The 14,998-nt window shown below is 75.8% G+C and carries 15 protein-coding genes; 6 read left to right on the top strand and 9 right to left on the bottom strand.

Annotated features, from left to right (window positions below):
• A partial coding sequence (locus tag ECOMGDLI_RS10995; protein ID WP_233153407.1) for a hypothetical protein occupies nucleotides 1-1,035 on the top strand: 1,035 nt, incomplete at its 5' end.
• A 60-nt stretch (nucleotides 1,036-1,095) separates the two neighbouring features.
• On the opposite strand, the gene ECOMGDLI_RS10990 is transcribed toward ECOMGDLI_RS10995, so the two are convergent.
• Complete coding sequence (locus ECOMGDLI_RS10990; protein WP_088316881.1) at nucleotides 1,096-2,709, bottom strand: amidase; 1,614 nt, start codon at nucleotides 2,707-2,709, stop codon at nucleotides 1,096-1,098.
• A 77-nt stretch (nucleotides 2,710-2,786) separates the two neighbouring features.
• Between ECOMGDLI_RS10990 and ECOMGDLI_RS10985 the strand changes: the two genes are divergently transcribed.
• Both ECOMGDLI_RS10985 and hemW read left to right on the top strand, forming a co-directional pair.
• Nucleotides 2,787-3,461, top strand: a complete 675-nt coding sequence (locus ECOMGDLI_RS10985) for an MOSC domain-containing protein (protein ID WP_088316875.1) — start codon at nucleotides 2,787-2,789, stop codon at nucleotides 3,459-3,461.
• Nucleotides 3,461-4,702, top strand: coding sequence for a radical SAM family heme chaperone HemW (hemW, locus tag ECOMGDLI_RS10980; protein WP_088316874.1), 1,242 nt, complete (start codon nucleotides 3,461-3,463; stop codon nucleotides 4,700-4,702). Before ECOMGDLI_RS10985 ends, hemW begins: the two co-directional genes overlap by 1 nt.
• 102 nt (nucleotides 4,703-4,804) lie before the next feature.
• On the opposite strand, the gene ECOMGDLI_RS35335 is transcribed toward hemW, so the two are convergent.
• The 5 genes from ECOMGDLI_RS35335 to ECOMGDLI_RS10955 all read right to left on the bottom strand — a co-directional run bounded on the left by ECOMGDLI_RS35335 (nucleotide 4,805) and on the right by ECOMGDLI_RS10955 (nucleotide 9,359).
• Nucleotides 4,805-5,311, bottom strand: a complete 507-nt coding sequence (locus tag ECOMGDLI_RS35335; RefSeq protein ID WP_198954760.1) for a DUF4870 domain-containing protein — start codon at nucleotides 5,309-5,311, stop codon at nucleotides 4,805-4,807.
• A gap of 389 nt (nucleotides 5,312-5,700) precedes the next feature.
• Nucleotides 5,701-6,093 carry a DUF4870 domain-containing protein gene (locus ECOMGDLI_RS10970; protein ID WP_198954759.1) on the bottom strand — a complete coding sequence of 131 codons (393 nt, stop codon included), beginning with the start codon at nucleotides 6,091-6,093 and terminating at the stop codon, nucleotides 5,701-5,703.
• A 129-nt stretch (nucleotides 6,094-6,222) separates the two neighbouring features.
• Nucleotides 6,223-7,074: a DUF3097 domain-containing protein gene (locus tag ECOMGDLI_RS10965; protein ID WP_088316873.1), complete on the bottom strand. Its 852-nt coding sequence runs from the start codon at nucleotides 7,072-7,074 to the stop codon at nucleotides 6,223-6,225.
• 60 nt (nucleotides 7,075-7,134) lie between these two features.
• Nucleotides 7,135-7,908: a hypothetical protein gene (locus tag ECOMGDLI_RS10960; RefSeq protein WP_143447645.1), complete on the bottom strand. Its 774-nt coding sequence runs from the start codon at nucleotides 7,906-7,908 to the stop codon at nucleotides 7,135-7,137.
• A gap of 65 nt (nucleotides 7,909-7,973) precedes the next feature.
• Nucleotides 7,974-9,359 carry a hypothetical protein gene (locus tag ECOMGDLI_RS10955; RefSeq protein WP_088316871.1) on the bottom strand — a complete coding sequence of 462 codons (1,386 nt, stop codon included), beginning with the start codon at nucleotides 9,357-9,359 and terminating at the stop codon, nucleotides 7,974-7,976.
• Nucleotides 9,360-9,539: 180 nt separating this feature from the next.
• Here ECOMGDLI_RS10955 and hrcA point away from each other — a divergent pair, with 180 nt between their 5' ends.
• Both hrcA and dnaJ read left to right on the top strand, forming a co-directional pair.
• Entirely contained in the window at nucleotides 9,540-10,559 is a 1,020-nt protein-coding gene (gene hrcA / locus ECOMGDLI_RS10950; RefSeq protein WP_088316878.1) for a heat-inducible transcriptional repressor HrcA, read from the top strand.
• Nucleotides 10,560-10,674: 115 nt separating this feature from the next.
• Nucleotides 10,675-11,793, top strand: coding sequence for a molecular chaperone DnaJ (dnaJ, locus tag ECOMGDLI_RS10945; RefSeq protein ID WP_088316870.1), 1,119 nt, complete (start codon nucleotides 10,675-10,677; stop codon nucleotides 11,791-11,793).
• Nucleotides 11,794-11,826: 33 nt separating this feature from the next.
• Here dnaJ and ECOMGDLI_RS10940 read toward each other — a convergent pair whose 3' ends face one another.
• The gene (locus ECOMGDLI_RS10940; protein ID WP_088316869.1) at nucleotides 11,827-12,396 is read right to left on the bottom strand and encodes an alpha/beta hydrolase; all 570 of its coding nucleotides are present in this window, start codon (nucleotides 12,394-12,396) and stop codon (nucleotides 11,827-11,829) included.
• Between the two features lie 66 nt (nucleotides 12,397-12,462).
• On the opposite strand from ECOMGDLI_RS10940, the gene ECOMGDLI_RS10935 reads away from it, so the two are divergent.
• On the top strand, nucleotides 12,463-13,233 hold the full coding sequence (locus ECOMGDLI_RS10935) for a 16S rRNA (uracil(1498)-N(3))-methyltransferase (RefSeq protein ID WP_088316868.1): 771 nt from the start codon (nucleotides 12,463-12,465) through the stop codon (nucleotides 13,231-13,233).
• A 25-nt stretch (nucleotides 13,234-13,258) separates the two neighbouring features.
• On the opposite strand, the gene ECOMGDLI_RS10930 is transcribed toward ECOMGDLI_RS10935, so the two are convergent.
• Entirely contained in the window at nucleotides 13,259-14,452 is a 1,194-nt protein-coding gene (locus ECOMGDLI_RS10930; protein ID WP_088316867.1) for a hypothetical protein, read from the bottom strand.
• Nucleotides 14,449-14,928, bottom strand: coding sequence for a SigE family RNA polymerase sigma factor (locus ECOMGDLI_RS10925; protein ID WP_088316877.1), 480 nt, complete (start codon nucleotides 14,926-14,928; stop codon nucleotides 14,449-14,451). Before ECOMGDLI_RS10925 ends, ECOMGDLI_RS10930 begins: the two co-directional genes overlap by 4 nt.
• Between the last annotated feature and the right edge of the window lie 70 nt (nucleotides 14,929-14,998).

Genomic DNA, 14,998 nt, shown 5'->3' with positions numbered 1-14,998 from the left:
ATCTCGGGGGTGGTCGGGAGGGATCGGAGGAGGCGGGCGCGGGGCCGTGACGCGGCGGTCTGGCAGCGGTTCGCGGCGGAGCAGGCCGGGGTGGTGAGCCGTGAGCAGCTGCTCGCGGCCGGCTGCACGGCCGGGCAGGTCGGTGCGCTGCTCGACGCCCGGCGCTGGACGGGGCTGCACCTCGGCGTCTACGCCGTGTTCACCGGTCCGCTGCCCGCCATGACGCGGGCCTGGGCCGCCGTCCTCCTCGCGGGCCCGGGGGCGGCGCTCGGCGGGACGACGGCCCTGTGGCTGTGGGGTGTGCTCGACGGGCCGAAGCGGCTCACGGTGTGCGTCCCGTGGGAGCGTCGCGTCCGTGCGCCGTCCGGGGTCGTGATCGTGCGGCGCCGCCGGCTGAACGAGGTGGTGCACCCGGGCGGCAGCCCGCCGCGGGTGCGTCTGGAGGAGGCGCTGCTCGACGTCGTGCGGTGCGCGTCCCGGCCGGGTGAGGTCGTCGACCTGGTCATCCGGGCGACCGCGACCCGGCGGACGACGCCCGCGCGGATCCGGGCCGCGCTCGCGCAGCGGCCGCGGATGCGGCACCGGGCCCTGCTCGTGGAGATGCTCGGCGAGGTGGCCGACGGCGTCCAGTCGGCGCTGGAGAGCCGGTACCGGCGGTCGGTCGAGCGGGCCCACGGGCTGCCGCGTGCGGAGCGGAACCGCCCCGAACCGGTCCTCGACCCGTCGGGGCGCGTCGTGCGCCGGCGCTACCGCGACGTCCGGTACCGGCGGTGGGACACGGTCGTGGAGCTCGACGGTCTCGAGGCGCACCCGGAGTGGCTGCGCCGGTTCGACCGCCGCCGCGACAACAGCGTCACCCTCGTCGGCGACCACTCGCTCCAGTACGGCTGGTTCGAGGTCGTCGAGACGCCGTGCCAGGTCGCGGCCGACGTGGTCGTCGTCCTGCGCCGGGCCGGCTGGCGCGGCACCCCCGTCGCCTGCAACGCCACCTGCGCGGTAGGCCCCCTGATCCCCGACACCACCCCGCTCACCTGACTGCGGGGATACCCCGACGGCGTTCTGCCGCAAGGGTTTCCCCACAACCGAAGGCCGAGGTCAGCTCTTCGTGCGGTAGGTCGGAGGGCGGCGGTGGTGGGTCGCCTGCTCGAACGCGTAGGCGAGCGACAGCATGCGCGCGTCGCTCCAGCGGGGGCCGACGAACGACACCCCGACGGGCAGCCGTTCGACGAACCCGGCCGGCACGGTGACGCTCGGGTAGCCGGACACCGCCGCCGCCGTCGACGAGAACGGCAGCGCGAACCGGTCGCCGGCGCCGAGCGTCGTCAGCCAGGCCGGCCCGTTCGTCGGGGCGAGGACGGCGTCCAGGTCGTGCGCGGCGAGCGCGCCGTCGATCGCCGCCCGGGCCGCCGCGGTCGCCCGGCGCCGGGCCGCGACGATCGACCGGTGGGTCGCCGGCTTCGCCGTCGCGGCGGCCTCGAACGTCTCCTGGCCGAAGTAGCGCAGCTCGACGCTGTCCGCCCGGTGCGCGGCGACGAGGGCCGCGATCGTGCGCGGGTGGTCGCCCGGGGTCGCCTGCAGGTACGCCTCGAGGTCGCGCCGGAACTCGCTGTCGAGCGCCGTCGACTCGTCGCCGAAGACCGGCTCCATGTCGAGGTCGACGTCGACCACCGTCGCCCCTGCGCGCCGCAGCGCGACGACGGCCTTCTCCACGACCCGGTCCACCCGGACGTCCTGCCCGGCGAGCCGCCAGACGCCGATCCGGGCGCCGGCCAGGGCGTCGGCGTCGAGCGCGGCCGGCGCCGGCAGCCGCCGCGGGATCTCCTGCGTCGCGGCGTCCTCCGCGTCACGGCCCTGGAGGACGGCGAGCAGCAGCGCGGCGTCGACGACGTGCCGGGCCATCGGGCCGGCGGTGTCCTGCGCCGCGGAGATCGGGACGATCCCGGAGCGGCTCACCAGCCCGACCGTCGGCTTGAGCCCGACGATGCCCGACAGGCTCGCCGGGGAGACGATCGAGCCGTCGGTCTCGGTGCCCACCGCGACCTGGGCGAGGCCGGCCGCGACCGCGACCGCGGAGCCCGTCGACGAGCCGGACCCGTTGCGGTCCAACGCGTACGGGTTGCGGGTCAGGCCGCCGATCCCGCTCCAGCCGCTCGTGCTCCGCGGGGAGCGGAAGTTCGCCCACTCCGACAGGTTCGTCTTGCCGAGGAGCACCGCCCCGGCCCGTCGCAGCCGCTTGACGACGGTCGCGTCGTCCGCCGGCCGCAGCCCGAGCAGCGCCCGCGAGCCCGCCGTCGTCGGCAGGTCGCGGGTGTCGATGTTGTCCTTGACCATCACCGGGATGCCGTCGAGCGCGCCGCGCGTCGCGCCCGCGGCCCGGCGGGCGTCCGACGCCGCGGCCTCGGCGAGCGCCTGCGGGTTGAGCCACAGGACGGCGTTCGTCAGCGGGTCGACCGCCTTGACCCTGCGCAGGTACGCCGCCGTGAGGTCGACGGCGGTGAGGGTGCCGGCGTCCATCCGCTCCTGGAGGTCGGGGATCGTCGCGGCGTCGAGGTCGAACCCGAGCAGGTCGTCGAACGCGCCGGCCGGCCGCCGCGCCGCCACGGGCAGCGGGGGCGAGGTCGGGTCGTCGGCGGCGGCCACACCGGGGTCGGCGGGACCCGTCGCGCGGGTCCTCGCGGCCGCGAGCACGTTCGTCGGCTCGCCACTCATCGTGCCCACCTCGGTCGTCTGCCGTGCCCCTGGCCCGCGGCGGTCGCCTGCCGGGTCCGGGTGAGAGTATGCGACGCATGGAGACCGCGCCTGCCCCGGGACGGCTCACCGCCGTGTGTGTCGTCCACGAGATCGTTCCCGTGGTCGACGGCGAGCCCGGTGAGGTGACCGCGATCGACAAGCGGCAGGTCGCCGGCGCGGTCGAGGTCGGCGTCCTCGGGCTGGCCGGGGACACCCAGTGCGACACCGCCCACCACGGCGGGCCGCCGAAGGCGCTCTACGCCTACGCGGACGAGGACGCCGCCTGGTGGGCGGCCGAGCTGGGCCGCGAGATCACGCCCGGCCTGTTCGGCGAGAACCTGCGCACGAGCGGCATCGACGTCGGCGGCGCCGAGATCGGCGAGCGCTGGCAGGTCGGCGAACCGGGCACCGGGATCGTCGTCGAGGTCACCTACCCGCGGATCCCGTGCATGACCTTCCAGGGCCGGATGGGGGAGGACCGCTGGGTCAAGCGCTTCACCGACCACGGCGCCATGGGCACCTACCTGCGGGTCGTCGTCCCGGGCCGGGTGGCCGCGGGCGACCTGGTCACCGTCGTGAGCCGGCCGGGGCACGGCGTCCGGGTCGCCGACGTCTACCCGACGATGAGCGCGGCCGCCGGGCGCGCGCTGCTCGACGCCGCGGACGTCGGCGTCGTCACGCTGGAGCCCGAGCTGCGCGAGGCGGCCGACCGGGCCACGGCCCGCAGCTGATGCCCTCCGCCCTGCCCGACGGCGATCCCGCGCCCGCGGACGGCGCGCTGCCGCCGTCCGTCGCGGACGGCGCGGCGGCCCGCGGGTTCGGGGTCTACGTGCACGTGCCGTTCTGCGCGGTGCGCTGCGGCTACTGCGACTTCAACACCTACACGGCGCTCGAGCTCGGCGGCGGGGCCGACCAGAGCGCCTACGCCGCAACGGCATCCGGTGAGGTGGCGCTCGCCGCCCGGGTGCTCGGCGGTGCGGGTGCCGCGGGCCGACCGGCGGCGACGGTCTTCTTCGGCGGCGGCACGCCCACCCTGCTGCCGCACGCCGACCTCGCCCGGCTGCTGACCGCCGTCCGCGACGCGTTCGGCCTCGCGGCGGGCGCCGAGGTGACGACGGAGGCCAACCCGGACTCGGTGTCCCCGCACTCCCTGGCGGCGCTCGCGGAGGCCGGCTTCACCCGGGTCTCGTTCGGGATGCAGTCGGCGGTGCCGCACGTGCTCGCGACCCTCGACCGCACCCACGACCCCGCGCGGGTCCCGCAGGCCGTCGCCTGGGCCCGGGACGCCGGGCTCGGCGTCTCGCTCGACCTCATCTACGGCACGCCGGGGGAGAGCCTCGCCGACTGGACGACGAGCGTCGACGCCGCGCTGGAGTGCGAGCCGGACCACGTCTCGGCGTACGCGCTCGTCGTCGAGGAGGGGACGAAGCTCGCGGTGCGGGTGCGCCGCGGCGAGGTGCCGGTGCCGGACGACGACGACCTCGCCGACAAGTACGAGGCGGCCGACGAGCGGTTCGCCGCCGCGGGGCTGGGTTGGTACGAGGTGAGCAACTGGGCGCGCACGCCCGCCGACCGGTGCCGGCACAACGTCGGCTACTGGCGCGGGGACGACTGGTGGGGTGTCGGCCCCGGGGCGCACTCGCACGTGGGCGGCGTCCGCTGGTGGAACGTCCGGCACCCGCGGGCCTACGCCGACCGGCTCGCCGCCGGGCTCAGCCCCGCCGCCGGCCGCGAGACGCTCGACGCCGGGCAGCGGGACGCCGAGGCGGTGCTGCTCGGCGTCCGGCTCGCCGACGGGCTGCCGCTCGACCGGCTGCCCGCGCACGGCCGGCAGGCCGTCGCCGGGCTCGTCGCCGACGGGCTCGTCGCCGGGCCCGCGGCGCTCGGCGCGGACGGGCAGGGCCGGCGCGTCGTCCTCACCCGCAGCGGGCGGCTGCTCGCCGACGCGGTCGTGCGGGCGCTCGTCGACTGACGCGGACGCCGTCCGGGGACAGGCGTGCGGCCCGCCTCCTGCACGGGGAACAGGATGCGGGCCGCACGGTCCGTGCGCCTCGGACGAGGCAGCCTCAGCAGCTCAGCTGATGAGGCGCAGCGCGAACGGGTAGCGGTACCGCTCGCCGCGGTTGGCGGCCATGCCGGCCATGATCGAGAAGATGAGGCCGCCGATCACCAGCACCGGGAACAGCAGGACGCCGATGAAGAGGAACGTCAGGACCCAGGCGATGACCCAGCCGATGGCCAGGGTGATCTGGAAGTTCAGGGCCTCCTGGGACTGGTCCTTCACGAACTCGTCGCGGTCCTTGTACATGATCCAGACGACGAGCGGCGCGACGAAGCCCAGGACGATGCCGCCGAGGTGCGCGAGCATCGACCACGTGCGGCGGTCGGAGTCGCTGACCGCGCCGACGCCGCCGAAGCCCTGCGGTGCGCCGTACTGCTGCTGCGGGGCGCCGTACCCGGGAGCCTGCTGCTGGTACGCCGGGGGCTCGCCGTAGGACGGGGCCGGCGCGCCGTAGGACGGCGGCGTGGAACCGGCGCCCGGCGTCGGGTCGCCGACAGGTGGCGTCGGGTTCTCGGTCATCGTGGTCCTCTCGTTCGGGTCGGGCCGGCCGCGGGGACCGGCTGCCGCAGGGGGCTGCGGCGGAGCACGGGCGGCGATGGCACCGCCCGTACGCGGCGGCCGTGGCACCGGCTCACGGGGTGCAGGAGGTGCGGCGGACCGTGCGGATACACGTCATCGGCGTGTCGCGGGCGGCCGGTCGTGCGTGGCCTGCCGGTCGTGCATGCCTTCTCGTGGATCCGTGCGGTCGTGCGCCCCGAGTGCCCCGGAGGCCCGGTGCCGGGCCTCCTCGCCGGACACCGTATGCCCCCGGGGGGCGGGTGCGCGCAGATTGCGGAGATCGCGACATGACAAGTTCACGGGTGCTGTCATCGACCCGTCACATGGCGATTCCGGGTGGCCACGGAGCGTCAGCTGACGAAGCGGATCGTCAGCGGGTAGCGGTACTCCTCGCCGCGGTTCGCGGCCATGGCGCCCTGGATCGTCGTCACGAGGTAGAGCACCGCGAGGGCGACGAGCATCGGGATGCCGATGAGCACGAACGCGAGCACGCCGGAGACGGCCGCGTAGATGAGCACGGAGATGTTGAAGTTCAGCGCCTCGACCGCGTGCCGGCGGACGAAGGCGGAGCGCTGCCCCATGGTCGCCATGACGACGGCCGGGCCGATGAGCCCGAGCGCGACGTAGGCGGCGACGAAGCTGGACAGGTGGGCGACCATGCCCCACGTGCGCTCGTCGCCCGCGGACAGCGGGGCGGGGCCGGTGGGGTAGCCGTACGGGGTGGGACCGGTGGGTTCGGACATCGTGGTGACCTCCTCAGGACACCTCCAACGGTAGGAGCGTCCGCCTGAACCGACGATGCCGTCACCCGGCCGGTTCCGGGTGGGGAGAACCCCACCCCGCGTTCTCGCCGGTCCCGGTCCTGACCTGGGTCAAAGGTCGGTCGTGTCGCCCGTCGTGAAGTCGATGAGCTCCTCGACGCGGCCGAGCAGCTCGGGCTCGAGGTCGGTCCAGGAGCGGACCGTGCCGAGGATCCGCTTCCAGCCGCGGGCGACGTCCGCCTGGGTCTCGTGCGGCCAGCCGAGGTGAGCGAGCACGCCCTCCTTCCAGGGCCGGCCCTTGGGGATCCGCGGCCAGGCGTCCAGCCCGACCCGGGCCGGCCGGACCGCCTCCCAGATGTCGATGTAGGGGTGCCCGACGACGAGCACGTGCGCCCGGGCGGCCCCGAGCCGGGCGACGGACGCCGCCTCGTGCCACTCCTTGGAGCCCTCGACGAGGTGGTCGACGAGGATGCCGAGCCGCCGTCCTGGCCCGGGGGAGAACTCCGCGACCGCGGCGGCCAGGTCGTCGACGCCGTCGAGCATCTCGACGACGACGCCCTCGACGCGCAGGTCGTCGCCCCAGACCTTCTCGACGAGCTCGGCGTCGTGCCGGCCCTCGACGAGGATCCGCGACGCGCGCGCCGTCCGGGCCCGGTGGTGCTCGACGAGCACCGAGCCGGACGCCGTCCGCGTCGGCCGCGCCGGTGCCGCCGCCTTCGGCGCGACGAGCCGCACCGCGACGCCGTCCACCCAGAACCCCGGCCCGAGCGGGAACGCACGGACCTTGCCGCGGCGGTCCTCGAGCGCGACGACGTGGATGCCGCCGCTCTTCTCGACCCGCACGACGGCGCCGACCCAGCCGGTCTCGACGTCCTCGACGACGACCCCGGTCTCGGCCGCCACCTCGGGCAGCACCTTGGGCTTGCGCGCGTTGGCGAGGACGTCCCCCGAGTACCTGTCCATACGGTGACGTTAACCACCGGTCTGCGTCGTCCGGCCGAGGCTCGCCGGGCGCGCCCGCGGCTACGTGGCGGTGCCGAGCAGCGCGCGGAGCTCCGCGACCGGGGTGCCGGTGTCGCCGCTGAGCGCCGCGCCCAATGCGGCCAGCCGGGGGTCGGCGACGGCGGGGTCGTCGACGAGGCAGCGGGTCGCCAGCGACGACCACAGCCGGCGGGTGGCCGCGAGGTCGGTGTCGCGGCGGACGTACAGCGGTGATCGGGGCCGCTGCCGCCACGGCAGGTCCGGGTCGGTGAGAACGGCGTCCAGCTCGTCGACCAGTCGCACCGCCACCGCCGTCGCGGTCGCCCGGCGCGCCGACAGCAGCAGCACCGCCAGGGTCAGGAACAGCGGTGCGGTCGGGTCGTCGCGCCAGTCGGGCGGCAGGTTCAGCCGGCACCACGCGAGGTACCGCACCGCGGCGTCGCGGGCGGGCTCGCCGAGCTCCCGGGCCGAGTCCACGAGCCGGGCGAGGGAGTCCACCGGGCCACCGTCGGCGGTCGCCGCCCGCACGAGCAGCGTGCAGGCGAACAGCCGCTGGAGGTGACCTTGCCGGTCGGACGGCGTCGTCCACCGGGTCAGGGCCAGCACCTCGGCGACGCCGCCGAGAAGCTCCTCGGGCAGCCACGGGCTGCGCACGAGCTCGGTGAGCTCCCGCCGGTGGCCGGGCACGTCGAAGCCGTAGTCGGCCGCGGCGATCGCCTCGATCGCGGCGTCGTCCAGCTGCGGCGCCACCCAGGCCAGCAGGGCGCGTTCGTCCGGGTCGAGGGAGGCGATGACGTCACGGTCGGTGCCGGTCACGGCAGCGATCATGCGCCAGGGGCCGGTCGGTGTCCATCGAGAAAGCCCTGACCGCCATGCCGTCCTCACCGCCAGTCGAAGTACTCCCGGTGGAACCGGCCGACCGGGACGCCGCCCGCTCGCAGGCCATCGGTCATCGACTCGACGAGTCCCTCGGGGCCGCAGAGGAACACGGACAGGTCGCGTGGCTGCGCCCCGACCCGGGACAGCACGGTCTGCGCGGTGAGCCGGCCGTCGACGTCGCTGCGGACGACGTGCACCCGCACTCCCGGGTGGGCGGCGGCGAGCGCCTCGATCTCCGCCGCGTACGGCACGGGCGACTCGGCGGACGTGTAGAAGAAGTCGACCTCGCCGTGCACGGGGTGCTCGTCGAGCGAGCGCAGCCACGACAGGAACGGCGTCACGCCGACCCCGCCCGCGACCCAGACCTGGTGCGCCGTGCCCTTGCGGTGGGTGAAGCGGCCGTGCGGGCCGCCGATGACGGCGGGCATCCCGGGCTCGACGAGGTCGCCGACCGCGCCCGTCCAGTCCCCGAGCGCCTTGACGGTGAACCGGACGACGCCCTCGCCGGGTGCGCTCGCGATGGTGAACGGGTGCCGGTGCCAGCCGTCCTTCGCCTCGAGGAAGACCATGGCGAACTGCCCGGGGACGAAGTCGAGGCGGCGGCCGAGCGGGCGCAGCGCGATCTCGACGAGGCCGGCGCCGACGCCCGTCACGGCGGTCACCTGGTAGTCGTGCAGCGCCATGAACCGGCGGGCGAGGAGCTCGCGGTAGAGGTAGAACGCCAGCCCGAGGCCGGCGACCGCGACGTACGACCAGCGCAGCGTCTGCGAGCCGAAGGTCGTCGCGTCGAGGAGCCCGTGGAGGAAGCCCGCGGCGACGAAGAGCCCGGTGAGGCGGTGGAAGCCGCGCCAGCGCTCGTACCCGCCGAGGATCCGCTGAAGCAGGTCGACGCCCGGAAGCCGGGTGGCGCGGTCGGTCACCGCGTGCAGGGCGGGCGGGAGCACCGAGCGCCAGCGGGGGAGCACCGACCAGACGACGAGGGCGACGAGCCCGCCGGTCGCGACGCCCGCCAGGCCCGGGCCGACCGTGCTCGGCGACGGGTTGCCGGCGAGCGCGGCGTGCGGGGCCAGCAGGAGCATCCCGGTGATCGCGACCCGCCGGTGCCAGATCGCCGCCCGGTCGATCCCGTCGAACCACCGCTCCACCCACGGCAGCGTGCTCACGAGCACGAGTCCCGTCGAGAGCAGGAGGACCGCCTCGGCGCCCGCGAGCTGCCCGAGGAACGTGCGCAGGCCGTCCGGCGGCCGGACGGCGAACCACACCGCCGCGTAGCCCGTCACCAGGGCGGCCACCACGAGCGGCCCGGCCTGCCGGTACCAGGGCGGGACCAGGCCGGAGGACGTCGCCGACCTGCGGTGCGGGATCTTCTCGGACGTCTGCGGGGTCACGGGACGATCCTCGTCCTGCGCGGGCACCGGGGCCGGGACGTCGGCCCTGACGCGGCCGCCGGAGGCGGGCGGGGGTGCCGGGCGGCTTCACCACGTAGACTGGCACTCGACTGACGCGAGTGCCAGGGCGTGGGTCGTGGCACCAGGTCGAGGGCGGAGGAGGTGGCTGGAGTGGCGGCGTTGCCCGATGACCGCAGGCTCGCCGTCCTGCGGGCGATCGTCGAGGACTACGTGCAGACGCACGAGCCCGTGGGCTCGAAGGCCCTCGTCGAGCGGCACAGCCTCGGTGTCTCCCCGGCCACGATCCGCAACGACATGGCCGCGCTCGAGGAGGACGGGCTCATCGCCCAGCCCCACACGAGCGCCGGCCGGGTGCCCACCGACAAGGGCTACCGGCTCTTCGTCGACAAGCTCCAGAGCGTCAAGCCGCTGTCGGCCGCGGAGAAGAAGGCGATCCAGACCCTGCTCGACGGCGCCGTCGACCTCGACGACGTCATCGACCGCACGGTCCGGACGCTCGCGACGCTCACCCGGCAGGTGGCCGTCGTCCAGTACCCGTCGCTGACCCGGTCCACGGTGCGCCACGTCGAGCTCGTGCCGATCGGCGGCCCGCGGCTGCTCGTCGTCCTCATCACGAACACCGGCCGGGTCGAGCAGCGGGTCGTCGAGGTCGGCGCGGAGCCGAACGAGGCACTGCTCGGCGAGGTCCGGGCGCGGCTCAACGCCGCCGTCATCGGCAAGCGCCTCACCGACGTCGCGAGCCTGGTCGCCACGCTGCCCGAGCAGTTCGGCGCGGAGGACCGCGAGCTGGTCCGGACCGTGCTCGAGGCGATCGAGGACTCGCTCGCCATCGAGCGCGAGGAGCGGATCGTGCTCGCCGGGACGGCGAACCTCGCCCGCTCCGGCACCGACTTCGTCGGCTCGATCGGGCCCGTCCTCGAGGTGCTCGAGCAGCAGGTCGTGCTGCTCAAGCTGCTCTCGGAGATGGCCGAGGACGCGTCCGGCGTCGGCGTGCTCATCGGGCACGAGACGGCGCACGCGGGCCTGTCCGAGGCGGCGGTCGTGGCGTCCGGGTACGGCGGCCAGGGCGAGCCGCTCGCCCGGCTCGCGGTGCTCGGCCCGACCCGGATGGACTACCCGACGACGATCGCGGCCGTCCGCGCCGTCGCGCGGTACGTGTCGCGGATCCTCGCGCAGTGAGCCCGCCCGAGCGGCGAACGTAGACCGCCCCCAGACGTTGAACGAGGGACGCCGGCCCGACCGGCCGGCGTCCGCCCCCACCGGCCATGACCCCAGGCCCTGACGACGGAGCTCCGTGAGCGACTACTACGAGATCCTCGGCGTCTCGCGTGACGCGACGAACGACGAGATCAAGAAGGCCTACCGCAAGCTCGCCCGCGAGCTGCACCCGGACGTCAACCCGGAGGCGGGTGCGGAGGACCGGTTCAAGGAGGTCGGGCGCGCCTACGAGACGCTGTCCAACCCCGAGAAGCGCCAGGTCTACGACATGGGCGGCGACCCGAACGGGGCCGCGGGCTTCGGCCAGGGCTTCGGGTTCACCGACATCTTCGAGACGTTCTTCGGCGCGGCGGCCGGCGGCCAGCGCGGCCCGACCCCGCGCCAGCGCCGCGGGCAGGACGCGCTCATCCGGATCGAGGTCGACCTCCAGGAGGCGACCTTCGGCGGCACCCGCGAGCTCCAGATCGACACCGCCGTCGTCTGCCCGACGTGCACCGGCTCCTGCTGCCGGCCCGGGACGTCCCCGCAGGTCTGCGACGTCTGCAAGGGCCGCGGCCAGGTGCAGCGGGTGGCCCGGTCGTTCCTCGGCCAGGTCATGACGACCCAGCCGTGCGCGCGCTGCCACGGGTTCGGCAGCGTCATCCCGGACCCGTGCCTCGAGTGCTCCGGCGAGGGCCGGGTCCGCACCCGCCGCACGATCGCCATCAAGATCCCGGCGGGCGTCGACACCGGCACCCGGATCCAGCTCGCCGGCCACGGCGAGGTCGGCCCCGCGGGCGGCCCCTCCGGCGACCTCTACGTCGAGGTCGTCGAGCGCCCGCACCCGACGTTCACCCGCCGCGGCGACGACCTGCACTGCACGCTCGAGATGCCGATGACGGCCGCCGCGCTCGGCACGACCGTCGAGCTGGAGACGCTCGACGGCAGCGAGGAGATCGACGTCCGGCCCGGTACGCAGTCCGGCGAGGTCGTCACCCTGCGCGGCCTGGGCGTGGCGCACCTGCGCGGCGCGGGCCGGGGCGACCTCGTCGTCCACCTGTCGGTGCTCACCCCGAAGGCGCTCGACGAGGAGCAGGAGCGGCTGCTCCGCGAGCTCGCCGCGCTGCGCGGCGAGGAGCGTCCGGCCGGGCGGATGGCGCCGGCGCAGGGGTCCGGGTTGTTCTCGAAGCTGCGGGACAAGATCGCGGGGCACTGACCCCGGGACGGCGGTCGGGTTGCGGGCCCGCGGTCAGGCCGCCGGGCCGGTCAGCAGGTCGGCGAGCAGGGCACGCCCCTGCGGCCACGGCCCGTGGCCGCTGTCGGCGTTGACGTGCCCGGCGGCGCCGATGCTCACGAGCCGGCTGCCCCAGGCGCGCGCGCAGGCGTGGCTGAAGTCCTCGGTGGCGTACGGGTCGTCGGTGCTCGCGACGACGACGCTGGGGAACGCCAGCGGGGTCGTCGGCACCGGCGCGAAGCCGAGGGCCGCCGCCGGGAAGTCCGGGCCGGTCGGGTCGGGGACGCCGACGAGCAGCGCGGCGGTCACCGGCACGTCCGGGTGCGCTGCGGCCCAGTGGGCGACGGCGAGGCAGGCCAGGCTGTGCGCGACGAGCACCGGGGCGTCGTGGCGGCGCACCGCCTCGTCGATCGCGGCGACCCACTCCGGCCGCGTCGGGTTCTCCCAGTCGCGCTGGTGGACCCGCACGAACGCGGGCTCGTCACGCTCCCAGCGGGACTGCCAGTGGTCCGGCCCGGAGCCGCCGTAGCCGGGGAGCACGAGCACCTGCCGCGGCGACGGGACGGGGGCCAGATCGGTGGACATGGCGGCAATCTAACCCGGCCGGCCGGTCGGCCCGCCGGGCGGGACCGCCCCGGTAGCGTCGCCCCCGTGACCCTGCCGCTCTTCCTCCTCGCCGACGGCGCGCTGCGCGAGGCCGGCCCCGGTGCGCGCCTCGTGCTCGACGGCGACGAGGGCCGGCACGCCGCGACCGTGCGGCGCATCCGGGCCGGCGAGAGCGTGGACGTCGCCGACGGGTCGGGGCGGACGGCGCGGTGCGAGGTCGTCGAGGCGCTCAAGGCGGCGCTCGTGCTGCGGGTCGAGGCGCTCGCGGACGTCGCGCCGCGGCTGCCGGGGCTCGTCCTCGTGCAGGCGCTCGCCAAGGGCGGGCGGGACGAGGCGGCCGTCGAGACCGCGACCGAGTACGGGGTCGACGCCGTCGTGCCGTGGCAGGCCGCGCGCAGCGTCGTCCGGTGGGCCGCCGAGCGTGGCGAGAAGTCCCGGCTGCGCTGGGTCGCGACGGCCCGGGCGGCGGCGAAGCAGTCGCGGCGGGCGACGGTGCCGGACGTCGGCCCGCTCGTCACGACGACGGCGCTGGCCCGGCGCACGGCCGAGGTGGTCGCGGCCGGGGGAGCGGTGCTCGTGCTCCACGAGGACGCCGCCGAGCCGCTCGCGACCGCGCCGCTGCCCGACGCCGGGCGGCCCGGCACCGAGGTGCTCGTCGTCGTCGGCCCCGAGGGCGGCATCGCCCCCGACGAGGTCGAGGCGCTCGTCACCGCGGGCGCGCGGGCCGTCGTCCTCGGGCCCGAGGTGCTCCGGGCGTCGTCCGCGGGGCCGGCGGCGCTCGCCGTCCTCTCGGTGCGGCTGCGGCGCTGGGGCTGAGCAGCCGCACCGAGAGGCCTGCGGGTCAGTTGACGGTGAACGTCTTCGAGTCGGTCCAGGCCGGCTCGCCGGCAGGCCCGGGGATGCTGACGACGAGCTCGTAGAAGCCCGGCTGGGTGTGGTCGACGTCGATGCGCGCAGTCCCCCGGGAGCCCGGCACCGCTGCCTCGCGGCCGCCCGTGAAGCCGACGACCGCCGTCCCGGCGGCGATCTTCTTGTCGTTGCGCCGCAGCGTCCAGGTCACCCCGTCCCGGGCGTCGTAGCCCGCGCTGACGCCGAACCTCGTGAGCGCGCGACCCATCGTCGTCCCGTCCTCCGGGTCGACCAGCCAGACCGGGGCCAGCGGGTCGTCGACCGAGTGCTGCCGGCGGAAGACGCCGCCGAGCTCGAAGTTCGGGCGGCCGAAGAGGTAGGTGTTCACCGCCGGGCCCTTGACGGTGATCCTGACGGGGACGTCGGGCCGCCCGACGACCGCGGACGCCGTCCAGACGAGCTGCTGGATCGCGATCGTCGCCCGGCTGTCCGTCGCCAACCGCACCGTCGTCATCGCCGGCGTCAGCGCGACGACGACCTCGCCCTTCGCCTCGTCCCACCGGGCGTCGACCTTCGACGAGCCCGCGCCGCCGAAGACCCGGACGTAGTCCGCGTCGTCCGGCCGGCGGCTCACCGCCTCGGTGAGCGCGTCCGAGAGCCGCTCGCTGATCCCCACGGCGGTCGTCGGCCGGTACTCGCGGAAGAGCCGGTACTCGACGCGCTTGCCGCGCTCGAGCTCGCCGACGACGTACACGGGCAGCCGGGGGACGGGGGCGGTGTTCACCGACGTCGTCCCGTCGCCGCCCTCACCGGCGGCCGGTGCCTCGGTCTTGCCGGTGAAGATCGGGAACCGGTCCAGCGCGAAGCCGCCGGCGCCCGCGAGGACGACGACCGCCGCAGCGGCCGCGAGCACGCTCACCCAGGAGCGCCGTCCGCCGTCCCGGCCCGAACGGCCAGCCCGGCCGGAGCGGCCCGAACGACCCGGCAGCGCGACGAGCCGCCGCACCCCGGACGACGCCGTGCCCTGCTCCGCCTCGATCGCGGCCCGGATCCGGGCCAGCCCGTCCGCCGACGGCGTGATCGCCGCCGCCTCCCGGGCGAGGGCGTCGCGCAGCAGCGCCGCGGTCGGCTCCAGGGCCGGGTCGGGCAGGGGCTCCATCGCGTCGACGATCCGCTCGTCGCTCATTCCGGCACCTCCCCGAGGCGCTCGAGCGCCGCCTTCAGCGAGGCGAGACCGCGGTGCGCGTGGCTCTTGACGGCACCGCGCGACAGCCCCAGGGTCTGCGCGATGTCGAACTCGGACATGTCGGAGTAGTACCGCAGGACGAGCACCTCCTGCTGCCGTCGGGGCAGCGTCCTCAGAGCGGCGAGCACCCGCGCGTCCTCGCTGGAGCGCACGGCGCGCTCCTCGGGACCGGCGGGCTCGGGCGGGGCGGGCTGACGGTAGCGCTCCTCGACGCCGCGGTGCCGCAGCGCGGACCGGGACGCGTTGACGACGCTCGTGCGCAGGTACCCGTGCGCGGCGGCGGGGTCGGCGAGCGAGCCCCAGCGGCGGTGCAGGGCGACGAAGGCGTCCTGGACGAGCTCCTCGGCGACCGAGGCGTCGCGGGTGAGCATCGTGGCGAGGCGGACCAGCGGGCGCCAGTGCGAGCCGTAGAGCATCGTCACGGCGGTCTCGGCGTCCCACGTCGTGGGGTCGTCGGCGACCGGGGCGCTCCGGGCCGGGGCGGCG

It is taken from the genome of Kineosporia sp. R_H_3, assembly GCF_002198675.1.
Lineage (GTDB): Bacteria > Actinomycetota > Actinomycetes > Actinomycetales > Kineosporiaceae > R-H-3.
This window is presented reverse-complemented; position numbering and strand designations above follow the sequence as displayed.